General features: G+C 65.0%; 14 protein-coding genes. 9 read left to right on the top strand and 5 right to left on the bottom strand.

Going from position 1 to position 24499, the window contains the following annotated elements:
* Positions 1 to 105 precede the first annotated feature (105 nt).
* Both zwf and gnd read right to left on the bottom strand, forming a co-directional pair.
* Positions 106 to 1611: a glucose-6-phosphate dehydrogenase gene (gene zwf, locus RR51_RS08130; protein WP_039613154.1), complete on the bottom strand. Its 1506-nt coding sequence runs from the start codon at positions 1609 to 1611 to the stop codon at positions 106 to 108.
* Positions 1608 to 2642 carry a phosphogluconate dehydrogenase (NAD(+)-dependent, decarboxylating) gene (gene gnd, locus RR51_RS08125; RefSeq protein ID WP_152619868.1) on the bottom strand — a complete coding sequence of 345 codons (1035 nt, stop codon included), beginning with the start codon at positions 2640 to 2642 and terminating at the stop codon, positions 1608 to 1610. The genes zwf and gnd overlap by 4 nt, the downstream gene beginning before the upstream one ends.
* Before the next feature lie 152 nt (positions 2643 to 2794).
* On the opposite strand from gnd, the gene RR51_RS31185 reads away from it, so the two are divergent.
* From RR51_RS31185 to RR51_RS08085, 9 genes are all read left to right on the top strand, one after another.
* Complete coding sequence (locus tag RR51_RS31185) at positions 2795 to 2962, top strand: DUF6026 family protein (RefSeq protein WP_015270996.1); 168 nt, start codon at positions 2795 to 2797, stop codon at positions 2960 to 2962.
* Between the two features lie 594 nt (positions 2963 to 3556).
* Positions 3557 to 5116 carry a glycogen synthase GlgA gene (glgA, locus tag RR51_RS08120; RefSeq protein WP_013973326.1) on the top strand — a complete coding sequence of 520 codons (1560 nt, stop codon included), beginning with the start codon at positions 3557 to 3559 and terminating at the stop codon, positions 5114 to 5116.
* A gap of 14 nt (positions 5117 to 5130) precedes the next feature.
* Positions 5131 to 6873 (top strand): malto-oligosyltrehalose trehalohydrolase, encoded by a 1743-nt coding sequence (gene treZ / locus RR51_RS08115; RefSeq protein WP_039613152.1) that lies wholly within the window; start codon positions 5131 to 5133, stop codon positions 6871 to 6873.
* Complete coding sequence (gene malQ / locus RR51_RS08110; RefSeq protein WP_039613151.1) at positions 6870 to 8939, top strand: 4-alpha-glucanotransferase; 2070 nt, start codon at positions 6870 to 6872, stop codon at positions 8937 to 8939. Before treZ ends, malQ begins: the two co-directional genes overlap by 4 nt.
* Positions 8936 to 11710: a malto-oligosyltrehalose synthase gene (locus tag RR51_RS08105; RefSeq protein WP_039613150.1), complete on the top strand. Its 2775-nt coding sequence runs from the start codon at positions 8936 to 8938 to the stop codon at positions 11708 to 11710. Before malQ ends, RR51_RS08105 begins: the two co-directional genes overlap by 4 nt.
* A 14-nt stretch (positions 11711 to 11724) precedes the next feature.
* Positions 11725 to 11973, top strand: coding sequence for a DUF2934 domain-containing protein (locus RR51_RS08100; protein WP_039613149.1), 249 nt, complete (start codon positions 11725 to 11727; stop codon positions 11971 to 11973).
* A 153-nt stretch (positions 11974 to 12126) separates the two neighbouring features.
* On the top strand, positions 12127 to 14280 hold the full coding sequence (gene glgX, locus RR51_RS08095; RefSeq protein ID WP_039613148.1) for a glycogen debranching protein GlgX: 2154 nt from the start codon (positions 12127 to 12129) through the stop codon (positions 14278 to 14280).
* 178 nt (positions 14281 to 14458) lie between these two features.
* Positions 14459 to 15268 (top strand): endonuclease/exonuclease/phosphatase family protein, encoded by an 810-nt coding sequence (locus RR51_RS08090; RefSeq protein WP_015271002.1) that lies wholly within the window; start codon positions 14459 to 14461, stop codon positions 15266 to 15268.
* A 300-nt stretch (positions 15269 to 15568) separates the two neighbouring features.
* Positions 15569 to 16645: an autotransporter domain-containing protein gene (locus RR51_RS08085; protein ID WP_013973333.1), complete on the top strand. Its 1077-nt coding sequence runs from the start codon at positions 15569 to 15571 to the stop codon at positions 16643 to 16645.
* A gap of 117 nt (positions 16646 to 16762) precedes the next feature.
* Here the strand turns inward: RR51_RS08085 and glgB are convergent, their stop codons facing one another.
* The 3 genes from glgB to RR51_RS08070 all read right to left on the bottom strand — a co-directional run bounded on the left by glgB (position 16763) and on the right by RR51_RS08070 (position 24482).
* On the bottom strand, positions 16763 to 18973 hold the full coding sequence (gene glgB / locus RR51_RS08080) for a 1,4-alpha-glucan branching protein GlgB (RefSeq protein WP_038409972.1): 2211 nt from the start codon (positions 18971 to 18973) through the stop codon (positions 16763 to 16765).
* On the bottom strand, positions 18974 to 22291 hold the full coding sequence (gene treS, locus RR51_RS08075; RefSeq protein ID WP_039613147.1) for a maltose alpha-D-glucosyltransferase: 3318 nt from the start codon (positions 22289 to 22291) through the stop codon (positions 18974 to 18976). It lies immediately after the preceding gene.
* 172 nt (positions 22292 to 22463) lie between these two features.
* Complete coding sequence (locus tag RR51_RS08070; protein ID WP_039613146.1) at positions 22464 to 24482, bottom strand: alpha-1,4-glucan--maltose-1-phosphate maltosyltransferase; 2019 nt, start codon at positions 24480 to 24482, stop codon at positions 22464 to 22466.
* Positions 24483 to 24499 lie beyond the last annotated feature (17 nt).

Genomic DNA, 24499 nt, shown 5'->3' with positions numbered 1-24499 from the left:
CGGGTAAACCCGCTCCCACAGGTACATCACAGGCCTTGAAACCGTCGATATCCCTGTGGGAGCGGGTTTACCCGCGAAAGGGCCGGCACAGGCCTTACAGAAACCTCACCCCAAGCGATGCCACTCGCGCTTGTCCCGCGCCAGCAATTCATTGCCGGCCTCGGGCCCGTCTTCTCCGGCCGGGTACTCATGCACCTCGCCGCCCTGGGCCCAGGCATCGAGGAACGGCTGCACCGCGCGCCAGCCGTTCTCGATGTTGTCAGCCCGCTGGAACAAGGTCTGGTCACCGGTCAGGCAGTCGTAGATCAGCGTCTCGTAGCCGGTCGCCGGGGTCATCTTGAAGAAGTCCTTGTAGGCAAAGCCCAGCTCGACATTCTCCATCACCAGCTCCGGCCCGGGGCGCTTGGCCTGCAGGTCGAACCACATGCCCTCGTTGGGCTGGATCTGGATCTTCAGGTAATTGGGCTTGGGCCGCTCCAGCTCCGACTCGCGGAACTGCGCATAGGGCGCAGGCTTGAAGCAGATGGCGATTTCGGTATCACGCACGCTCATGCGCTTGCCAGTTCGCAGGTAGAACGGCACGCCGGCCCAGCGCCAGTTGTCGATCATCACCTTGAGCGCCACATAGGTCTCGGTCTGGCTATCCGCCGCGACGTTGGGCTCGTGGCGGTAGCCAGGCAACTGCTTGCGCCCCTGTTTGCCGGCGCCGTACTGGCCACGCACGGAATTTTTCAGGGCCATCTTCGCCGACCATGGGCGGATGGCGCCGACCACCTTGGCCTTTTCGCTGCGCACGGCATCGGCGGCGAACGCGGCCGGGGGCTCCATGGCCACCATCGCCAGCAACTGGAACAGGTGGTTGGGCACCATGTCGCGCAGCGCCCCGGTGCTGTCATAGAACGCACCACGGGTCTCGACGCCGACGGTTTCCGCGGCGGTGATCTGCACATGGTCGATGTAGTGGTTGTTCCAGAACGATTCGAACAAGCCGTTGGAGAACCGGCTGACCAGGATGTTCTGCACCGTCTCTTTGCCCAGGTAATGGTCGATGCGGTAGATCTGCCGCTCGCCCATCACCTTCAGCAGGCAGGCGTTGAGCGCCTCGGCGCTGGCCAGGTCGGTGCCGAAGGGCTTTTCCACCACGACCCGGCGAAAGCCGCCGGCAGATTCGTCGAGCAGCCCGGCCTGCCCCAGGCGCTGCGCCACTTCGGGGAAGAAGCGCGGCGAGGTTGCCAGGTAGAAGATGGCGTTGCCATGGCGGGTTGTGTCGATGCGCTTGGCAAGGGCCTGGTAGGTGGCCGGGTCGAGGAAGTCGCCGGTCTGGTAATCCAGGCGCTTGGCCAGGCGTGCCCAGAGCTTCTCATCCAGGCACTTGGCCGTGCCCTCGCCGCCTTTGTCACGCTCGACCATGAACGCGTGCAGGCGTTCGGCGAATTCCTCGGCAGTGGCCGGGTTGTGGTCGACGCCAACAATGCGCAGGTTGCGGTCCAGCAGACCGTCACGGCTGAGGTTGTAAAGCGCCGGCATCAGCAGGCGCTTTACCAGGTCGCCATTGGCGCCGAACAGGAACAGGGTGCATGGCGGAGCAGCCGGAATGCTCTGTTTGGTCATTCGGCTTTTTTCTCGACGTGGCCACCGAAGCCCAGGCGCATGGCCGAGAGAATCTTGTCACCATAGGTGCCTTGCTGCTGGCGCGAGCGGAAGCGGGCGAACAGCGCGCTGGACAGCACCGGTACCGGCACCGCCTGCTCGACGGCGGCGTCGATGGTCCAGCGGCCCTCACCACTGTCGGACACCGAGCCACTGAATTGCGACAGCTGCGGGTCGGCCACCAGCGCATCGGCGGTGAGGTCGAGCAGCCACGAGGTGACCACGCTGCCACGCCGCCACACTTCGGCGATTTCGGCCACGTTCAGGTCGAAACGCTGGTCTTCCGGCAGTTCGTTGCCGCCCTTGCTGCGCAGCAGGTCGAAGCCTTCGGCGTATGCCTGCATCAGGCCGTATTCGATGCCGTTGTGCACCATTTTCACGTAGTGCCCGGCACCGGGTGGGCCGGCATGGATGTAGCCGTGCTCGGCACGCTGGTGCTCGCCGCTGCGGCCATGGGTACGCGGGATGTCACCCACGCCCGGGGCCAGCGCCTTGAACAGCGGCTCCAGGCGCTCGAACACTTCCTTTTCGCCACCGATCATCATGCAGTAGCCACGGTCCAGGCCCCACACACCGCCCGAGGTGCCGACATCCAGGTAATGCAGCCCGCGCTTGGCCAGTTCGGCGGCGCGGCGCATGTCGTCCTTGTAGAAGGTGTTGCCGCCGTCGATGATCGCATCGCCCGGCTCCAGCAGTTCGGCCAGTTGGGCGATGGTATGCTCGGTGGGCTCGCCGGCGGGCAACATGACCCACACCGCGCGCGGCGCTTTCAGCTTCTGTACCAGCGCACCGAGGTCGTGCGCACCCTGGGCGCCCTCGCCCTCCAGACCTGTGATGGCCTCACGGTTGCGGTCATGCACCACAGTACGGTGGCCGGCGCGCATCAGGCGCCTTGCGATATTGCCGCCCATGCGGCCCAGCCCGATGATTCCCAGTTGCATGAGCCGATGCTCCCCTTTCGAAATAAATGACAACACAATCCAGCTTTTCAGATTAGTCCAGCGTACCGCTCGAGGGTTCAGCGACGAACGGCGGGACCACGATAAACAAAAAAGTTCCCAAGACCTGCGAAAGAATTCAGAATGCGCCCGCGTGAAGCGTCTACGCTTTAACTTGTCACCAGCCAAAACCGCGAGGTGTGTCCATGGGTACTTTGATGCCTGCAACCCCAACCCAGACCCTCTATGTCTCCGTGCGCCGTGATGAGCTGCGTAAACTGAAGGACGAACGTGACCAGCTGCGCCAGCAGGTCGCCCAACTGAACCTGCTGCTGGCGCAACAACGCGCTGAAGACAAAGCTGTCAGCCTCTGATTCTACCTTCTTCTCGTGGGAGCTGAACGGCTCCCACTCTGCTTGTCTCTCTCTGATTCCTCTTTTCCAGGCCCGGCTTCTTCGCGGGCAAGCCCGCTCCCACGAAGACTGCGAAAGAATCCAACATCTGCCTTGCGCCCCACTCTGGTGCATCAGCACCTGAAAGCCACAATTTGGCGCACCATCCCCGTAACCCCGCCCGCACCTTTTCACATTCGGTCACAAACGCCAACGTTTGCGTCTATTCCGCGGCATGACAATAGTGACCAGCGGGTCACCTTTTCATCTATTTCTCTCCTACACTCGGGTTTCGGCCCGCCATTTGCTCAACGGAAGAGTGACGAAAAAAAGTCGAACTTTCCGGAACGCGGGCAGGTCAGGAACTAAGTAGGCCAAACGCAAAGGGACTTCCCAGCATCGGCCCACATACCCCACCAGCCCAATCGCCTTCGGCCGGAATGCCGATCGCGCCGTGCCTGCGTGCACGACCCTGGGGCATGGAACGCACTACGCAGAATCCAGAATCAGAGAGAACCAACACGAAACATCGCCACGGGTGCCAGCACCCGACCAAGCATAGGGACGGAGAGAAGTATGATCAGTGCCGCTGTCGAGCCTCACGTAGATTCATTCAACCCGGACAACCGCGAACCGCTCACCCCGGACTTCGCCACGACAGGCAAGGCACCCGGCGCCCAGCGCCAGCACAACCGCAACAAGCGCAAGATTTTGTTCGTGACCTCGGAAATCGCCGACCTGGTGAAAACCGGTGGCCTGGGAGACGTGTCCGCCGCCCTGCCCCGCGCCCTGGCGCACCTGCACGATGTGCGGGTGCTGATCCCCGGCTACCGCCAGGTGATGGAAAGCGACAACCCCATCCATATCGTCGGAGAACTGGGCGGCCACGCCGCCCTGCCGCCGTGCAAGATCGGGCGCATGGACATGGCCGACGGCCTGGTCATCTATGTGCTGATCTGCCCCGAGCTGTACCAGCGTGACGGCACTCCCTATGGTGCCAACAACGGCCGCGACTGGCCCGACAACCACATCCGCTTCGCCCGCCTGGGCCTGGCCGCCGCCGAAATCGCCGCCGGCGAAGGCAGGATCCACTGGAAGCCCGAAGTGGTGCACGCCCACGACTGGCCCGCCGGCCTGGCACCGGCCTACATGCACTGGCGCGGGCTGAGCACGCCAACCCTGTTCACCATCCACAACCTGGCCTACCAAGGTGTGTACAGCCGCGGCTGCAGCCCGGAACTGGCAATCCCCGAACACGCCATGCAGCAGGAAGGCATGGAATTCTACGGCAAGCTGTCGTTCCTCAAGGCTGGCCTGGCCTACGCCAGCCACATCACCACGGTCAGCGCCACCTATGCCCGGGAAATCACTACCCCGGAATTTGGCTGCGGCCTGGACGGTTTCCTCGCCAGCAAGGCCCAGCAAGGCCTGCTCGGCGGCATTCCCAACGGCATCGACGAAAGCTGGGACTCGGCCACCGACAAGCACCTGCAGCACAACTTCAGCATCAACGACTGGGAAGGCAAGGCGCGCAATGCCCAGGAAGTACGCGCGCTGTTCGAACTGCAGCCCTCCGAAGGGCCCTTGTTCGCAGTGGTTTCGCGCCTGGTCTACCAGAAAGGCCTGGACCTGACCCTGGGTGTGGCCGACTACATCGTCGAGCAAGGCGGGCAGATCGCGATCATCGGCCGCGGCGAGCCGGAAGAAGAGCAGGCCATGCGCGAACTGGCGCTACGCCACCCAGGCCGTATCGGCGTGCGCATCGGCTTCAACGAAACCGATGCCCGGCGCATGTTCGCCGGCAGCGACTTCCTGCTGATGCCGTCTCGCTACGAGCCATGCGGCCTCAGCCAGATGTACGCACAGCGCTTCGGCTCGCTGCCGGTAGCGCGCAAGACCGGCGGCCTGGCCGACACCATCGAGTGCGGCGTTACCGGCTTCCTGTTCAACGAGTCCACCGTGGAGAGCTATCGCGAGGCACTCAGCCGCGCCTTCTATGTATATGGCAAGAAGGACCTGTTGAACGCCATGCGCTGCCTGTCGATGACCCAACCGTTCAACTGGTGCCAGGCCGTGGAGCCCTATGCACGTCTGTACGAGGACCTGGTCAAGCAGGCGCAGCACAGCCACTACTGAGCGGGGAGTTGAAGATGCACAGGCATGGCGCACACCTGCTGGACGCCACGTCGGCGCGCTTCGCCCTCTGGGCGCCGGATGCGCGCAGCGTGAGCGTGGAACTGGAGCAGCAGCCGGCCATCGAGCTGTTGCCCAACGATGATGGCTGGTTCACCGGCGTGGCCCCGTGCCAGGCCGGTGACCGTTACCACTACCGTATCGACGGTGCACTGAAGGTGGCCGACCCGGCCTCGCGCTATCAGCCCGATGGCGTGCAGGGGCCGAGCCAGGTGGTGAATGTGGCCAGCTATGCCTGGCGACACCCCTGGCAAGGCCGGCCCTGGCACGAGGCGGTCATACAGGAGCTGCATGTCGGCCTGCTCGATGGCTACGCCGGGGTCGCCCGGCAACTGCCGCGGCTGGCCGAACTGGGCATCAGTGCCGTCGAACTGATGCCGCTGGGGCAGTTCCCCGGCGAGCGCAACTGGGGTTACGACGGCGTGTTGCCCTATGCGCCGCAAAACACCTATGGCAGCCCCGAGCAGCTGTGTGCGCTGGTCGACCAGGCACATGGCCACGGGCTGATGGTGTTGGTCGATGTGGTGTACAACCACTTCGGCCCTGACGGCAATTACCTGCACCAGTACGCCAGCCCGTTCTTCCGCGAAGACCGGCAGACCCCCTGGGGCGCAGCCATCGACTTCCGTCGCCCGCAGGTGCGCGAGTTCTTCATCCAGAACGCCCTGATGTGGCTGTGCGACTACCGCTTTGACGGCCTGCGCCTGGATGCCGTGCACGCCATCGACCAGCCCGACTTTCTGGTCGAGCTGGCGCAAAGGGTACGCGCTGCGGTGGAACCGGGCCGCCACGTATGGCTGGTACTTGAGAACGAACACAACCAGGCCTTCCTGCTGGAGCAAGGCTTCGACGCCCAGTGGAACGACGACGGCCACAATGCCCTGCATGTGCTGCTGACCGGCGAAACCGAAGGCTACTACGCCGACTATCAGCAGCGCCCCATCGACCAGCTGGCCCGCTGCCTTGCCGAAGGTTTCGTGTTCCAGGGCCAGGCCAACCGCCATGGCACGCCCCGCGGCGAACCCAGCGCGCACCTGCCACCCAGCGCTTTCGTGCTGTTCCTGCAGAACCATGACCAGGTCGGCAACCGCGCCCTGGGCGAGCGCCTGACCCGCCTGTGCCCACCGCAGGCGCTGCGGGCGGCCACCGGGCTGTTGCTGCTGGCGCCGATGATTCCGCTGCTGTTCATGGGCGACGACGATGGCAGCTGCCGACCGTTCCTGTTCTTCACCGACTTCCATGACCAGCTGGCCGACGCCGTGCGCGAAGGCCGGCGCGGCGAGTTCGCCCATTTCGCCGCCTTCGCCGACCCCGAGCAGCGCCAACGCATCCCCGACCCCAACGCCGAACAGACCTTCGAGGCCTCCCGCCCGCAAGGCAAGGAAGTGATCGCCGGCTGGCACGGCCTGTACCAGCACCTGCTCGAACTGCGCCGCCGCCATGTGATCCCGCACCTGCCCGGCAGCCGGGCGCTGGGCGCCGAAGTACACGGCGACAAGGCCCTGACCGCACGCTGGTGCCTGGGCAATGGCACCACCCTGCGCATCGACCTGAACCTGGCCGCCACCCCGCAGGTGGTCGAGTTGCCCGCGCCGGCCAACCGCCTGTTCGACAGCAGCGACACCCGGCACCCCGATACCCATCTGGCCGCCTACAGCTGCGTGGTCAGCCTGCTTCCCCCTGCCCAGGAGTGCCCATGAGCGAAACCGCCCTGCACCGTCTGGCGAGCCGCGTCGGGCTGAGCCGCGACTGGATCGACGCCAATGCCCGGCCCCAGCGTGTCAGCGACGAGGTACTGCGCAACATACTTGAAGGCCTTGGCCACCCTGCCAACGATGACGCCGCCATCGCCGCCAGCCTGCGCGCCGTGGACGCTGCCGAAGACAGTGAGCACCTGCCGCCGCTGCTGACCGCCGACCTAGGCCAGCCATTGGCACTGGCGCGCTACTTCAGCGCCGCCAGCGTCGCGCACTGCACCTTGGAGGACCACAGCGCCCTCACCCTCAGCCTTGACGACCAGGCCCGCCTGCCCGGCGCGCTGCCCATCGGCTACCACCAGGTGGAAATCGACAGCCGCCGCTTCACCGTGGCCGTGGCCCCGCTGCGCTGCCACAGCCTTGAAGACCGGGTGCAACAGCCGCCACCGCGCTGCTGGGGCCTGGCGGTGCAGCTGTACAGCTTGCGCCGCCCCGGCGATGGCGGCTATGGCGACTGCCTGGCCCTGGAACAACTGGCCCGCGCGGCTGCCGAACGCGGCGCCGATGCCTTGGCCATCAGCCCGATCCACGCCCTGTCGGCCATCGACCAGACGCACTACAGCCCCTACTCGCCCTCCAGCCGCCTGCTGCTCAATACCCTGTACGCCAGCCCAGCCGCGCTGCTCGGCGAGCGGGAGGTGCGCGTGGCCATCGAAGCCTGCGGCCTGGAGCAACAGCTCGAAGACCTTGAGCAAGGCCCGCTGGTAGACTGGCCGCGTGCCGCCAGCGCCCGACAGCGCCTGCTCGAAGCCCTGTACCAGGGCTTCAGCCAGGGCGACCACCCGCTGCGCAAGGATTTCGACAGCTTCCGCGAAGCCGGTGGCCAGGCCCTGGAGCACCATTGCCGCTTCGAGGTGCTGCAGGCCCAGGCCGTGGAGCATGGCCTGGGCGCCGACTGGCGCCACTGGCCCAAGGCCTGGCACGACCCATACCACCCGGAAGTGGAGGCCTTCGCCAACGCCTACCCGGCCAAGATCGAGTTCCATGCCTTCTGCCAATGGCTGACCGAACGGGGCCTGCAACGCGCCCAGGAAGCAGCGCGCGGCAACGGCATGGCGGTCGGCCTGATCGCTGACCTGGCGGTGGGCGCCGACGGTTCCGGCAGCCAGGCCTGGAGCCGACAGGACGAGCTGCTGGCAGGCCTGAAGGTGGGTGCACCGCCTGACATCCTCAACCGTGCCGGCCAGGACTGGGGCATCTGCGCCTTCTCGCCTGAAGGGCTCAAGCGCAACGGCTACCGCGCTTTCATCGAAATGCTCCGGGCCAACCTCGCCCACGCCGGCGGCCTGCGCATCGACCATGTCATGGGCCTGCGCCGGCTGTGGCTGATCCCGCAGGGGGCCAAGCCCAGCGAAGGCGCCTACCTCAACTACCCGCTGGATGATCTGTTACGCCTGCTGGCCCTGGAGTCGGTGCGCCACCAGGCAATCATCCTCGGCGAAGACCTGGGCACCGTGCCGGACGGCCTGCGCGAGCAACTGGCGGCCAAGGCCGTGCTGGGCATGCGCGTGCTGCCCTTCGAGCAGACCCAGCCCGGCCATTTCAAGCCGATTCTCGACTGGCCGGACAACGCCCTGGCCACCACCGGCACCCACGACCTGGCGCCGCTGGCCGGCTGGCTGGAAAACCGCGACATCGACTGGAGCCACCGCCTGCAACTGATCGATGCTGCCACCGAACTGCACTGGCGCCACGAGCGGCAGAAGGAGCACGATGGTTTGCGCCGCACCCTGGAGGCCAACTACGGCACGCTGCCGAACAACGACGCGCTGATCGACGCTGCCATCCGTTACGTTGGCCACACCCGCGCACCGCTGGTGCTGGTGCCATTGGAAGACCTGCTGGGTTGCGACGAGCAACCCAACCTGCCGGGCACCACCGCCGGCCACCCCAACTGGCGCCGACGCTTTGCCCGGCCGGTACGTGAACTGCTCGACGACGAAGACGCTGCGCGGCGCCTGGAACTGCTGGCCCAGGCCCGCGAACAGGCTTGGGAGCGTGACCGATGAAAGCGCTGACCGCGACCCTGCGCCTGCAGTTTCACAGTGACTTCACCCTCGATCACGCCGTGCCGCTGGTGCCGTACTTCGCCCAGTTGGGCATCAGCCACCTGTATGCCTCGCCCATCCTCAAGGCCCGCGCCGGCTCGCGCCATGGCTACGACGTGGTCGACCCGACCTGCGTCAACCCCGAGCTGGGCGGCGAAGCGGCGCTGCAACGGCTGGTCGCCGCCCTGCGTCAGCACGGCATGGGGCTGATCCTCGACACGGTGTCCAACCACATGGCCGTGGGCGGTGCCGACAACCCCTGGTGGCAGAGCCTGCTGGCCTGGGGTCGGCGCAGCCCGTATGCAGAGTTCTTCGACATCCAGTGGCACTCCAGCGACCCACTGCTGGCCGGCCAGTTGCTGTTGCCGTTCCTCGCCAGCGACTATGGCGTGGCGCTGAAAAATGGCGAGATACCGCTCGAGTTCGACAAGCACCATGGGCTGCTGCAGGTCGCTCATTACCAACACCGCTTCCCGATCTGCCCGGTCGATTATGGCTGGATTCTCGCCCTCAGCCCGGAGCCGGCGCTCAAGGCCCTGGCCGAACGCTTCACCGCGTTGAACGCATCGGCCACGCCGCTGGCCGACGCCCTGCCCCTGCAAGCTGAACTGGCGCGCCTGGCGGGCGAAGGCGCTGACCTCGAATCGGCTCTGGTGGCGTTCGACAGCCGCAGCGAGAGTGGCTTAAAGCGCCTGCACCTGCTGCTGGAACGCCAGACCTACCGCCTGGCCAGCTGGCGCACCGCCGCCGACGACATCAACTGGCGGCGCTTCTTCGACATCAACGAGCTGGGCGGCCTGCGGGTGGAACGCGCGGTGGTGTTCGAGGCCACCCACGCCAAGCTGTTCGAACTGATCGAGCGTGGCCTGGTGGACGGCCTGCGCATCGACCATATCGACGGCCTGGCCGACCCGCGCGGTTACTGCCGCAAGCTGCGCCGACGGGTCGATGGCCTGCTGGCACGGCGGCCGTTGAATGCCGCCCTGGAGCATTTCCCGATCTACGTGGAGAAAATCCTCGGCGCCAACGAGCACCTGCACCGCGACTGGCTTACCGATGGCACTACCGGCTATGAATTCATGAACCAGGTTTCGCTGCTGCAGCACGACCCGGCAGGCGAAGCAGCGCTGACCGAGCTGTGGGCCAATGTGAGCGAACGCCCCGACTTCCCCGAAGAAGTACGTCAGGCCCGCCACCTGGTACTCAATGCCAGCCTGGCCGGCGACTGCGAGTCGGTGGCCCAGGCGCTGTTGCAGGTGGCGCGCAACGACCTGATGACCCGCGACCTGACCCTGGGCGCGATTCGCCGTGCCTTGCAGGCGCTGGTGGCGCATTACCCGGTGTATCGCACCTACTTCAATGCCTGCGGGCGCCCGGCAGAAGACGAAGGGTTTTTCCAGCAGGCCCTGGCCAATGCCCGCCTCGACCTCGGCGAAGCCGACTGGCCACTGCTCGAGCACCTGCAACAATGGCTGGGCGGGCAAGCCTGGCGCCGCCTGCCAGCAGGCCGGGCGCGCAAGCAGCTACGCCACGCCTGCGTGCGCTTCCAGCAACTGACCGCACCCAGCGCCGCCAAGGCCGTGGAAGACACCGCCTTCTACCGCAGCGCGCGGCTGCTGTCGCGCAACGATGTGGGCTTCGACGCCGAGCGTTTCAGCGCCCCGCTCGAGCACTTCCACAACGAGGCCCAGCGGCGCCTGCGCGACTTCCCCGACAACCTGCTGGCAAGCGCCACCCATGACCACAAGCGCGGCGAAGACACTCGTGCACGCCTGGCCGTGCTCAGCGAGCGCGGCCCGTGGCTGGCCAGCCGAATGGAACACTGGCGCGAACTGGCCACGCCGTTGCGCACGCAACTGGATGACGGCCCGGCGCCCAACCCCGGCGACGAGCTGATGCTGTTGCAGACCTTGCTGGGCAGCTGGCCGCTGGACCTCGACCTGCACGATGTCAACGCCCTTGGCCAGTACGCCGAACGCATTCGCCAGTGGCAGCAGAAAGCCCTGCGCGAGGCCAAGCTGCACAGCAGCTGGAGCGCGCCGAACGAAGCCTACGAGAGCGCCTGTGCCCGCTACATCGATGGCCTGCTGCTGGACGGCGAGAACCAGCAGCTGTGCAAGTCGCTGGCCGACGCCGTACAGCTGCTGGCCTGCCCCGGTGCCCTCAACGGCCTGGTCCAGGCCCTGCTGCGCATGACCACGCCGGGCGTACCGGACCTGTACCAGGGCAACGAATACTGGGATTTCAGCCTGGTCGACCCGGATAACCGGCGCGCCGTGGACTACGCGTGCCGGCGTCGCACCCTGGACGATGCAACGCCGGTTGCCGAGCTGCTGGAACACTGGCGCGATGGCCGCCTCAAGCAGGCGCTGATCGCCCGGGTGCTGGACTGCCGCCAGGCCCATGCCGAGCTGTTCCGTCGTGGCGCCTACCTGCCCCTGACCGTGCAGGGTCGGCATGCCGACAAGGTGATCGCGTTCGCTCGCCTTGGCGAGGGCGAACGGGCCGTCATCATCGCGCCACGCCTGGCCAGTACCCTGCTGGCAGGTGCACCGATACCCCTGATCCCGGCACAGAACTGGGACGACACCCGGGTAAACCTGCCGTTTGCCTTGTCGCCTGCCAACTCGACGGGACTTTTCCCCAGCGCTGCGGTCAGCTCTTGCAGGGAGCTGATGTTGAGCGCCGTGCTGGCGGAGTTTCCGGTCAACCTGCTGATACAACAATCTTGAACATCAGGAGCGTCATGATGAGTGTTGATGAAAAACGTATCCGCGAATTTGCCTACCAGATCTGGGAGTCCGAGGGTAAGCCCGCCGGCCAGGAAGACCGCCATTGGGACATGGCTCGCAAGCTGGCCGAAGCCGAGGCACTGGCACCCAAGGCGGCGCCGCGCAAACGGGCCCCGGCCAAGCCCAAGGTAGCGGCTGAGCCGGTCGAGAAGGCCGTGGCAGTGAAGAAAACCCGGGCGGTGAAAAAGCCGGCTGCCGGTTGAGCCTGCACCGGCCTCTTCGCGGGTAAACCCGCTCCCACAGGTACACCGTCATCCTCAAGCCTGGCGCTATCCCTGTAGGAGCGGGTTCACCCGCGAAGAGGCCGGTACAGGCCTACGCAGCTCCCTCCACCACCACGGCCACAGAGGACCGCCATGAGCCCCCGCACCCCGAAGAAAACCCGCTCGGTAGCCCCGTCGCGTATCCGCGAAGGCCTGCCCTTCCCCCTTGGCGCCACCTGGGATGGCCTTGGGGTCAACTTTGCCCTGTTCTCGGCCAATGCCACCAAGGTCGAGCTGTGCCTGTTCGACTCCACCGGCGAGCACGAAATCGAACGCATCGAGCTCCCCGAATACACCGACGAGATCTACCACGGCTACCTGCCTGACGCTCACCCAGGGCTGGTCTACGGCTACCGCGTGCACGGCCCCTACGAGCCGGAAAACGGCCACCGCTTCAACCCCAACAAACTGCTGATCGACCCGTATGCCAAGCAACTGGTCGGCAGCCTGCAATGGTCCGAAGCACTGTTCGGCTACACCATCGGCCACCCCGACGGTGACCTGTCGTTCGACGAGCGCGACAGCGCGCCCTTCGTGCCCAAGTGCAAGGTGATCGACCCTGCATTCACCTGGGGCCGCGACCAGCGCGTGCAGATCCCCTGGGAGCGTACGATCATTTATGAGGCCCACACCCGTGGCATCAGCATGCGCCACCCAGCGGTGCCGGAAGAACTGCGCGGCACCTTCGCCGGCCTGGCCAATGACGAGTTGCTCAAGCACATCAAGGAGCTGGGCGTTTCCAGCATCGAGCTGCTGCCGATTCACGCCTTCGTCAACGACCAGCACCTGCTGGACAAGGGCCTGAACAACTACTGGGGCTACAACAGCATCGCCTTTTTCGCTCCCCACCCGCGTTACTTGGCCAGCGGCAAGATCGCCGAGTTCAAGGAAATGGTCGCACACCTGCACGACGCCGGGCTGGAGGTGATCCTGGATGTGGTCTACAACCACACCGCCGAAGGCAACGAGCGCGGCCCCACGCTGTCGATGCGCGGTATCGACAACGCCTCGTACTACCGCCTGATGCCGGACGACAAGCGCTATTACATCAACGATTCCGGCACCGGCAACACCCTGGACCTGAGCCACCCCTGCGTGCTGCAGCTGGTCACCGACTCGCTGCGCTACTGGGCTGGCGAAATGCACGTGGACGGCTTCCGCTTCGACCTGGCGACCATCCTTGGCCGCTACCACGACGGCTACAGCGAACGCCACGGCTTCCTCGTCGCCTGCCGCCAGGACCCGATGCTGAGCCAGGTGAAGCTGATTGCCGAACCATGGGATTGCGGCCCGGGCGGCTACCAGGTGGGCAACTTTGCCCCGGGCTGGGCAGAGTGGAATGACCGCTTCCGCGACACCGTGCGTGCCTTCTGGAAAGGCGACGAAAGCCAACTGGCCGACTTTGCCTCGCGCATGACAGCCTCGGGGGACATGTTCAACAACCGTGGCCGGCGCCCCTATGCCTCGGTCAACTTCGTCACCGCCCACGACGGTTTCACCTTGCGCGACCTGGTGTCGTACAACCACAAGCACAACGAGGACAACGACGAGAACAACCAGGACGGCACAGATAACAACCTGTCATGGAACTGCGGTGTCGAGGGGCCAACCGACGACCCGGCCGTGAATGCTCTGCGCATGCGCCAGATGCGCAACTACTTCGCTACCCTGCTGCTGGCCCAGGGCACGCCGATGATCGTCGCCGGCGATGAGTTCAGCCGTACCCAGCATGGCAACAACAATGCCTATTGCCAGGACAGCGAGATCGGCTGGGTGAACTGGGACCTGGACCAGGAGGGCAAAGAGCTGCTGGCTTTCGTCAAGCGCCTCACCCGCCTGCGCCTGGCCTACCCGGTACTGCGCCGCTCGCGCTTCCTGGTTGGCGACTACAATGAGGCGATCGGCGTCAAGGATGTGACCTGGCTGGCACCGGATGGCAACGAGATGAGCGTGGAACAATGGGAAGACCCGCACGGGCGTTGCCTGGGCATGTTGATCGATGGCCGTGCCCAGGTCAGCGGCATTGCCAGGCCAGGCGCCGAGGCCACCGTGCTGCTGATCGTCAATGCCCACCATGACATCGTGCCGTTCCAGCTGCCAACCGTGCCCGAGGGGGATTACTGGAGCTGCCTGGTCGATACCGACCGGCCAGAGCTGCGCAAGGGGCAGCATCTGCAGTTCGACAGCACCTTCGAGGTGAAGGGGCGGTCGTTGCTGCTGATGGTGTTGCAGCGTGATGAGGAGTGAACCTGAAACGCTGGTATGTGTCCCTTGTGTAGGAGCGGCCTTGTGTCGCGATCGGGCCGCACAGCGGCCCCAGCTATTCTTGCCTTGGTGCTGACAAACGGGGCCGCTGCGCGGCCCGATCGCGACACAAGGCCGCTCCTACAAGGATCCGCGCAAACCCGTTGACCGAGGAGTAACCGTGAACCCCGAAGCCGGCAGTAAAGGTTTCGCCAGTGTCAACCAGGCCCCGGCCGTGAAGCGGCTGCGGGTGCTGACGGTGAATACCCACAAGGGCTTCACCGCCTTCAACCGGCGCTTCATCCTGCCGGAACTGCGCGAGGCGGTGCGCAGCACCCAGGCCGACATCGTCTTTCTCCAGGAGGTGCTCGGCAGCCACGACCGCCACGCCGCGCGCTACCCCGGCTGGCCGCAGACCTCGCAGTACGAGTTCCTCGCCGACAGCATGTGGAGCGACTTCGCCTACGGGCGCAACGCGGTCTACCCCGACGGCCACCACGGCAACGCGCTGCTGTCCAAATACCCGATCATCGAACATCGCAACCTCGACGTGTCGATCACCGGCCCCGAACGACGTGGCCTGCTGCACTGCGTCCTCGACGTGCCTGGCCAGCATCAGGTACATGCCATCTGCGTACATCTGTCGTTACTGGAAAGCCACCGCCAGAAGCAGCTGCAACTGCTGCGCAAGCTGCTCGAATCCTTGCCCGCCGACGCCCCGGTGATCATCGCTGGCGACTTCAACGACTGGAAATCCCACGGCAACCGCACCTTGGGCCTGCAGCGTGACCTGCACGAGGCCTTCGAACGCCACCATGGCCACCTGGCCCGCACCTATCCTGCGCGGCTGCCGCTGTTGCGCCTGGACCGTGTCTACCTGCGCAACGCCGAAAGCCATGGGCCGCGGATTCTGGGGCACAAACCTTGGTCGCACCTGTCGGACCACCTGCCGTTGTCGGTCGAAGTCAGGCTTAGCAATCATTCTTCATAGCCGCAGCACGGCAAATAGCGAACCTGGCTATACCTGACCGAATTGTCTTTTAATTCAACAAGTTGAACAAAGCCACGGAACCTGAACACTTCCTTCACGCTTTCTTGACGCAAGCGGCGCCCTCTCCTTAGCTGAACATATCAAGCAGTAATGATCTCGTGCCGGGCCTCTAGCTCGCGCCTTCGTGCGCGATGCAGAAAGCCAGGCGTGCTGGTTTGGGTCGCCCACTGTTTTTGCCGTACAGCTCGTGACAACAGGCCAGGTCCTAGGGCTGTAACACAAAAACAAAGGAGATCCGCCATGAAAAGCACCTCGAACCCCTTGCGCTTCGAAAGCATTTTCTACGCGGTTTCCACGTCGCTGCTTCTGGCAACCCCGGTGGAAACTATCGCGTATGAACTGCAGGACGACCCGACCTCGCCCGGCTTCCTGCACCAACCGGCAGTACCACAGCTTACGCTCGACCCGGTCAGCGCCAGTGGCTTGAGTATCGGTACCTTGAACGCGTTCTCGCAAAAGATGAGCGAACGCCATGGGCAGCCTGCACCGGACCTGGTCGCCAGCCAGTGGGCGCAGTTCTTCCCCACCACCGCGCGCAGTGGCGCGCAGCCTCCGGACCAGCTGGAGGCCCCCAGCCAGCAACTGATGATCGGCCCGGACCTGTTCGTGCGTGAAACTGCAGCGGGCAATGTGCACCGCGCGGGGATCTTCGTGGGGCAAAACAACCTGCAGACCAACTTCAACGGCATGCGCCAGCTGTTGGGCGACAAGCAACGCAACGCCGTGAACCTCAGCGGCGAAAGCCTGGGGGTGTACTGGAGCATGACCCATGAACAGGGCTGGCACCTGGATGCCGTGGCCATGGGCTCACGCATCGACGTCAACGGTCGAGGCGAAAACGGCCAGCGTCTGGACGATAGCGGCCACGCGATGACCTTTTCGCTGGAAGGCGGCATCCCCATCGGCCTGGGTGGCGGCTGGGTGATCGAGCCACAGGCACAGTTGATCAACCAGCAGTTCTTCCCCGGCAGCCGGGCGCAGGAAGAGACCTTGCAGGCCTTCGACAGCCAGCCGAGCTGGAGCGGTCGGGTCGGCGCCAGGCTGTCCGGGCGTTATGAAGTACGCGGCATGCCGATCGAACCCTATGTGCGGACCAACGTGTGGTATGACTTCAGCAATGCCGATGAGGTGAAGCTGGACCAGGTCGACAAGATCTCCAGCTCGCGCTACTCGACCACAGTGGAACTGGGGTTGGGGCTGGTGGCGCGGGTGACACCCACGGTGGCGCTGTTTGTCAGTGCCGATTACAGCAGTGACGTGGACGACAATGATCTGAACGGGTTGATTGGCAGCCTTGGAGTGCGGATGCGGTGGTAGGCAGGGTCGGCCCTTTCGGGGGTGAACCCGCTCCCACAAGGACCGCACAGGGTCTGAAGCTTGTGCAATACCTGTGGGAGCGGGTTTACCCGCGAAGAGGCCAGTACTGGCAAAACATCAGGCTGGTTTCATTATCAGAACACCCAGCGGCGGCAGGTTCAGGGCCAGCGACTGCGGCTGCCCATGGCTGGCTATCTCGTCACTTTGCACGACCCCCAGGTTGCCGACATTGGACCCTGCATACAGCTCCGCATCACTGTTCAACAGCTCCTGCCAGCGTTCGCCAAACGGCACGCCAATGCGATACCCCTCGCGCGGCACAGGGGTGAAGTTGGCCACCACCAGCACCGGCTCGCCACTGCTGCTCCAGCGCAGCCAGGCATACACGCTGTTCTGCGCATCGTCACCAATCAGCCACTGGAACCCCTGCGGCTGGCAATCCTGCTCATGCAACGCCGGCACCTCGCGGTACAGGCGGTTGAGGTCGCCTACCAGGCGCTGTACACCCTGGTGCTCAGGGTACTGCAGCAGGTACCAGTCCAGCTCGCCATCGTGGTCCCACTCACGCCACTGGCCGAACTCGCAGCCCATGAACAGCAGCTTCTTGCCCGGATGCGCCCACATGAAGGTGAGGTAGGCACGCAGGTTGGCGAACTTCTGCCAGCGGTCGCCGGGCATCTTGTCGATCAGCGAATGCTTGCCGTGCACCACTTCGTCGTGGGAGATGGGCAGGATGAAGTGCTCGGAATAGGCATAGATCAGCCCGAAGCTCATCTCGTTGTGATGATAAGTGCGGTGCACCGGGTCGTTTTGAATGTAATGCAAGGTGTCGTGCATCCAGCCCATGTTCCACTTGTAGGCAAAGCCCAGGCCACCCTGCTGGGTCGGCTGGCTGACGCCGGGCCAGGCGGTGGACTCCTCGGCGATGATCAGCGCGCCCGGGGCCTCGTGGGCCGCCACGCCGTTGAGGTGGCGGATGAAGTCGATGGCCTCCAGGTTCTCGCGCCCGCCGTGGCGGTTGGGCACCCATTCGCCGGCCTTGCGCGAATAGTCGCGGTACAGCATCGAGGCCACTGCATCGACGCGCAGGCCATCGATGTGGAAGTGCTTCAGCCAGTGCAGCGCCGAAGCCATCATGAAGCCGCGCACTTCGTTGCGGCCAAGGTTGTAGATCAGCGTGTTCCAGTCCTGGTGGTAGCCCTCCAGGGGGTTGTCGTATTCGTACAGGGCGGTGCCGTCGAAACGCGCCAGGCCGTGTTCGTCGGTGGGGAAATGCGCCGGTACCCAGTCCAGCAGTACACCAATGCCCCCTTGGTGGCAGGCGTCGATGAACGCGGCGAAGTCCTCGGCGCTGCCATAGCGCGAGGTGGGGGCGAACAGCGACAGCGGCTGGTAGCCCCAGGAGCCGCCGAACGGGTGCTCCATGATCGGCAGCAGTTCGATGTGGGTGAAGCCCAGTTCCTGAACGTACGGCACCAGGCGCTCGGCCAGCTCGCGCCAGTTGTAATAGCGCCCGACCTCGCCCGCCTCATCCAGCTCGCAGCGCCACGACCCCGGGTGCAGTTCGTAGATCGACAGCGGCGCGCTGTAGGCATGGCGTTGCGCGCGTTGCGCCATCCAGTCGTGGTCTTGCCAGTCGTGGCTGAGCGCCCCTGCCACCTTGGATGCGGTGCTTGGCGGCAGTTCGGTGGCGCGCGCCAGCGGGTCGGCCTTCAGGGGCAGTATGCCGTCCTTGCCCAGCACCTCGAACTTGTAGGTTTCGCCCACGCCCAGGCGCGGCACGAACAGCTCCCACACTCCGGCGCTGTGGCGCAGGCGCATGGGGTGGCGGCGGCCATCCCAGTTGTTGAAGTCACCCACCACCGACACCCGCCGCGCGTTCGGTGCCCACACCGAGAAACACACGCCGTCGACGCCATCGACCTGGATGGGTTGCGCACCGAAGCGCCCGGACAGGTCGCGGTGGTTGCCTTCGGCGAACAGGTACAGGTCCATGTCGCCCAGTTGCGGGCCGAAGCTGTAGGGGTCTTCGGTAATCTGCTCGCCACCGGCCCAACCGATCTGCAGCAGGTACGGGTGTGCCTCATCGAGGTGCGCGGTGAACAACCCTGGCAGGCTGCCCTGCTCCATTTCGGCGAGGATGCGCCCGTCATGCCGGGCCAGGATGCGCACATTCAGGGCGTTGGGCAGGAAGGCGCGGACCACCTGCCCGCCGGCGCCGTCGCCATGGGGGCCGAGTACCGCAAATGGATCGGCGTGCTCGGCGCGGGCCAGGGCGTCGAGGTCCCGTTGCCGAAGGCCGCCGTTTTCACGCGTGGTTGCATTCATCTATGACTCTCCCCAGGTACTGATCAGTCCATGCAGGCCATGCAAAGGCACGGCCAGCCAGCTCGGACGGTTCTCGGCTTCGTATGTGATTTCGTAGGCAGCTTTTTCCAGGCAGAACAGCTCCAGTGCAGCACGCTCGCCCTCGGCCTGTTGCCAGGCGTGAGGCATGGCCGCGGTGGCCAGGCCATAGGCTTCGACAAAGGCATGCCGCGACTGGTGCAGGTACTGCCTGGCAACCCGTTGCCGGGCTTGGCGCGCCGGGTCGGAAAGGTCGACCGCAGACGCGCTGCGCAAGATCATGGCAGCAGCATAGTCGAAGGATCGCAGCACGCCGCTGACATCTTTGTACGGGCTGTGTTTTGCCCGACGCTCTTGCAGCGGCCGGGCCGGTTCACCTTCGAAATCGATGAGGTAGGCGTCGCCCTGCACCACCAGCACCTGGCCCAGGTGCAGGTCGCCGTGCACGCGCATCAGCAGGCCGCCCTGGGCCTGGCGGGTCAGGTTGGCGATGTGCTGGGCCAGGCCGTCGCGCTGTTGCTGCAAATCGTCGACCAGCGCCTGGCTTTCGCTATCTAGGCTGTCGCGGTGCTGGGCCAGCAGGTCGAGGGCATGGGTGAGTTCGGCGCTGATCTGCGCACTCCAGCGTTCGCTGTCGTCGGCATCGCTCGGGCGCGGCTGGAAGGCCTCGTCGTTGGTCGGTGCAGCCAGCAGCAGGTGCATCTCGCCCAGGCGCTGGCCGAGCAAGGCGGCAAAGCCGGTGAGTTCGGCCAGTGCATCGGTGTGCGCATCGGCGTCGAGGCTGGAAGGCTCCATCTGGTCGCGGATGGCCCGTTCCAGGGTGTTCTGGGTCCAGGCCCAGGCGTCACCCTGGTTGCTCAGGTAGCCCTGGGCGATCATCAGCAGGTGTGGCGCGCCCTGCTCGTCCACCCGGCTGACCCAGGCCAGCAGCGGCGAAATGTTGGCAAAGCCTGCGGCGGTCAGGTAGGCACTCATTTCCAGCTCGGGGTGCACACCCGGGTTGACCCGGCGAATCAGCTTGAGCACCACCTGGTCGCCAATCACCACCGAGCTGTTGGACTGCTCGGCGCTGAGGTAGCGCACGCTGCTTTCGTCGTTCAACGCCAGGCCCGCCAACTGCTGCGTGCTTTCGAAGCGCAGCTCGCCCTCGCCGTTGCCACAAGGCAGATGCATGCCATCCTCACAAGCACGCAGTACCGCGCGGATGAATGGTTCGAGGACGAAGGCGTCGGTGATCAGACCAACCTGATGGGCACGACGCACCCGCGCCAGGGCCAGCTGCTGCGGCAACGCGGTACTGATCTGCTCTTCGGGCAGCAGGCCGAACGGCAGCTGATAGCGGGTAGCCACACCCTCGCTGAGCACTTCGATTTCACCGAGCAGCACCGGCGTGGTGGCGGTGCCGAAACGCACGCCGTAGCACAGGCGCACCTGGTCGATCGGCCCTTCCTTGCCGGCGAACCAGCGCCGCTTGGGCAGGTACTGCGGCAGGATGGCGCTTTGCAGGGTATCGCTGGAGGGGGCCTCCAGCAGTTCTTCCATGCGCTTGCGCAATACCAGTGTGGTCAATTCGGGTAACCCCTCGGTGGCCTGGATGTGCCAGCTGGGCATGCGGTCGTGGCTGGCCAGCAGGAACCAGTAAAAGGCGTAGGGTGGCAATGTCAGCAGGAACGGCAGTTGCCCGATTGGCGGGAAGGCGCTGCCGCCGAGCATCTCCACCGGTACTTTGTCGGCGTATTGTGACAGTTCCAGTTCAGCTGCCTGGGCGGCGCGGGAAACGTTGGCCACGCACAGGATGACTTCAGTGTTGCCATCGGCGTCGGTGTACTCGCGCAAGTAGGCGAGGATGCGCCGGTTGTTCGGCGTGAGGGTGCGCAGGCTGCCGCGGCCGAAGGCCTTCTGCTGCTTGCGCACCGCCAGCATGCGCCGGGTCCAGTTCAGCAGCGAATGCGGGTCGTTGGCCTGGGCTTCGACGTTGACGGTCTGGTAACCATACAGCGGGTCCATGATCGGCGGCAGTACCAGGCGCTGCGGGTCTGCGCGGGAGAAACCGCCGTTGCGGTCCGGCGACCATTGCATGGGCGTGCGCACACCGTCGCGGTCGCCCAGGTAGATGTTGTCGCCCATGCCCAGTTCGTCGCCGTAGTACAGGGTGGGCGTGCCGGGCATCGACAGCAGCAGGCTGGTGAGCAGTTCGATGCGCCGGCGGTCACGCTGCAGCAACGGCGCCAGGCGGCGGCGGATGCCCAGGTTGATGCGGGCGCGGCGGTCTTCGGCGTAGTAGTTCCACAAGTAGTCGCGCTCGCGGTCGGTAACCATTTCCAGGGTCAGCTCATCGTGGTTGCGCAGGAAGATCGCCCATTGGCAGTTGGCGGGGATTTCCGGGGTCTGGCGCAGGATGTCGGTGATCGGGAAGCGGTCTTCCATGGCCAGGGCCATGTACATGCGCGGCATCAACGGGAAGTGGAAGGCCATGTGGCATTCGTCGCCCTCGCCTTCGCCAAAGTACGGGCGGGTGTCCTCGGGCCACTGGTTGGCCTCGGCCAGCAGCATGCGGTCGGGGTAGTTGGCGTCGATTTCGGCGCGGATCGCCTTGAGCACGTCGTGGGTTTCGGCAAGGTTCTCGTTGTTGGTGCCGTCACGCTCGATCAGGTAAGGGATGGCGTCCAGGCGCAGGCCATCGACACCCAGGTCCAGCCAGAAGCGCATCACCCCGATCACGGCCTTGAGCACTTGCGGGTTGTCGAAGTTGAGGTCGGGCTGGTGCGAGTAGAAGCGGTGCCAGAAGTACTGGCCGGCGACCGGGTCCCAGGTCCAGTTGGACTTCTCGGTGTCGAGGAAGATGATGCGCGTGCCGTCGTACTTCTGGTCATCATCCGACCACACGTAGAAGTCCCGTGCCTTGCTGCCGCGCTTGGCATGGCGGGCGCGCTGGAACCAGGGGTGCTGGTCGCTGGTGTGGTTGATGACTAGCTCGGTGATTACCCGCAGGCCGCGTTTATGCGCCTCGGCGATGAAGCGGCGGGCATCGGCCAGGTTGCCGTAGTCGGGGTGCACGGCCTTGTATTCGGCGATGTCGTAGCCGTCGTCGCGGCGTGGCGAGGGATAGAACGGTAGCAGCCACAGGGTGTTGACGCCCAGCTCGGCGATGTAGTCGAGCTTGCTGATCAGGCCGGCGAAGTCGCCGATGCCGTCGTTGTTCGAATCGAAGAACGACTTGATGTGCAGCTGGTAGATGACGGCGTCCTTGTACCACAGCGGGTCGTCGATGAAGGCTGCAGGGCGGGAACGCTTGGCCATGTGCGACTCCTTTCAATTTCTGGTTGCTCTGGCCCTGATGCACAAGCAACTGACTTGACACAATCCCTGTGGGAGCGGGTTTACCCGCGAACACTGGCGAAGCCGGTGCCATGCTCCGCGGCGCCTGCTTCGCGGGTAAACCCGCTCCCACAGGGGATGGCGTATCCCGTCGCTAACGGGCCTTTTCGATGCGCCAGATACCGAACGGCAGATGCCAGGGTTCGATGCGCATCCATTGGGTCTTGCCGTACCACGACCAGCGATGTCCGTTCATCAAGTCCTCACCATGGGTTTCGGCGTTGTCATCCAGCCCCAGCTCCCACAGCGGCAGCTCGAAGTGCGCCTCCTGGGCGTTGTGCGGGTCGAGGCTGATTGCCACCAGAATGTAGTTGTCGCGCTCGGGCGTGCGCTTGGCGAAGTACAGGATGTTGTCGTTCCAGCAGTTGAAGAACGCCACGCCCAGGTGGGTCTGCAAGGCGCGGTTCTGCCGGCGGATGCGGTTGAGCTGGGCGATCTCGGCAATGATGTTGCCGGGTTGGCTGAAATCGCGTGGGCGGATTTCGTACTTCTCCGAATCCAGGTACTCCTCCTTGCCCGGCAGCGGTGTGCCTTCGCACAGTTCGAAGCCCGAATACATGCCCCACAGCCCCGACCCCATGGTGGCCAGTGCAGCGCGTATGAGGAAGCCGGCACGGCCGGAGGTATGCAGGAAGTACGGGTTGATGTCGGGCGTGTTGACGAAGAAGTTGGGCCGGTAGCACTGGCTCCATGGCGGCTGGTTGAGCTGCTCGAAGTATTCGCGCAGTTCCTGTTTGTGATTGCGCCAGGTGAAGTAGGTATAGCTCTGCGCGTACCCGACCTTGCCCAGGCGGGCCATCATCGCCGGTTTGGTGAAGGCTTCGGCGAGGAAGATGACCTCCGGGTGCCGGCTGCGCACATTGGCGATCAGCCATTGCCAGAATGGCAGTGGTTTGGTGTGCGGGTTGTCGACGCGGAAGGTCTTCACACCCTCCTCGACCCAGCCAACCACTACGTCACGCAAAGCCAGCCACAGCGAGGGCACGGCCTCGGGCGCGTAGAAATCGACGTTGACGATGTCCTGGTATTTCTTCGGCGGGTTCTCGGCATATCGGATGGTGCCGTCCGGTCGCCAGCTGAACCAGCCGGGGTGCTCCTTGAGCCAGGGGTGGTCCTGGGAGCACTGGATCGCGAAGTCGAGGGCGATTTCCAGGCCATGCTCGGCCGCTGCGGCCACCAGGCGACGGAAGTCGTCGCGGCTGCCCAGTTGTGGGTGAATCGCCTCGTGGCCGCCTTCCGCGCTGCCGATGGCATACGGGCTGCCCGGGTCGCCGGGCTCCGCGGTGAGGGCGTTGTTGCGGCCCTTGCGGTGCTGCATGCCGATGGGATGGATCGGCGGAAAATACAGTACGTCGAAGCCCATGTCGCGGATCATCGGCAGGCGCTCGTGCACATCGTTGAACGTGCCGTGGCGCTCGGGGCTGTCGGTGACCGAACGCGGGAACAGCTCGTACCAGCTGGCGAACTGCGCGGCCGGGCGGTCGACATCGACGGGGAATTCGCGGCTGCGGGCCAGGTAGCTGCGGTGCTCGGCGTCGCTCATCAGGCGGGCGGTAGCGGGGTCGAGAAACAGTGCCACCTGGTCGTCGGCATTCAGCGTGGGCAGGCGCTGCTGCAATGCCTGGAGCTCCTCGCGCAGGGCACCGTTGCACAGCTCGATGCCCTTGCCCAGCATCAATCGGCCTTCCTCCAGCTCCAACCGGACCTCGACACCGGCGTGGTACTTCTTCTCCAGGTCGTGGCAGTAAGTAGCGAACGGGTCGATCCAGGCCTCGATGCTGAACAGGTGCGGGCCCAGTTCGGTGGGGGTGAACTCGGCCAGCCACAGGTCGTTGCCCGGCGAGTACATGGGTACGCAATGCCAGCGCCGGCTGTGGGCCTGGCGCCAGTTGAGCATCACGGCCAGGCGGTCGTGGCCGTCGCTGTAGACCTTGCTGCTGACCGCCACCGGCTGGCCACTGATGGCCTTGGCGGCGAAGGTGCCGGCCTCGAGCACGGGTTGGGTGTCTTCGATCACGATGCGCGGCGCCAGCAGCGCCTGGGACAGGCTGATGGCCTGGTCCGGGTGATCGTTGGCCATGGGCACGCTTTCGAAGGGCTCGTTTCGTGACATCGGACCTTGCTCCCTCA

Origin of the sequence: Pseudomonas sp. C5pp (assembly GCF_000814065.1) — a bacterium.
GTDB lineage: Bacteria > Pseudomonadota > Gammaproteobacteria > Pseudomonadales > Pseudomonadaceae > Aquipseudomonas > Aquipseudomonas asiatica.
The sequence above is the reverse complement of the archived record's forward strand: the minus strand, read 5'-3'. Positions and strand labels throughout refer to the sequence as shown.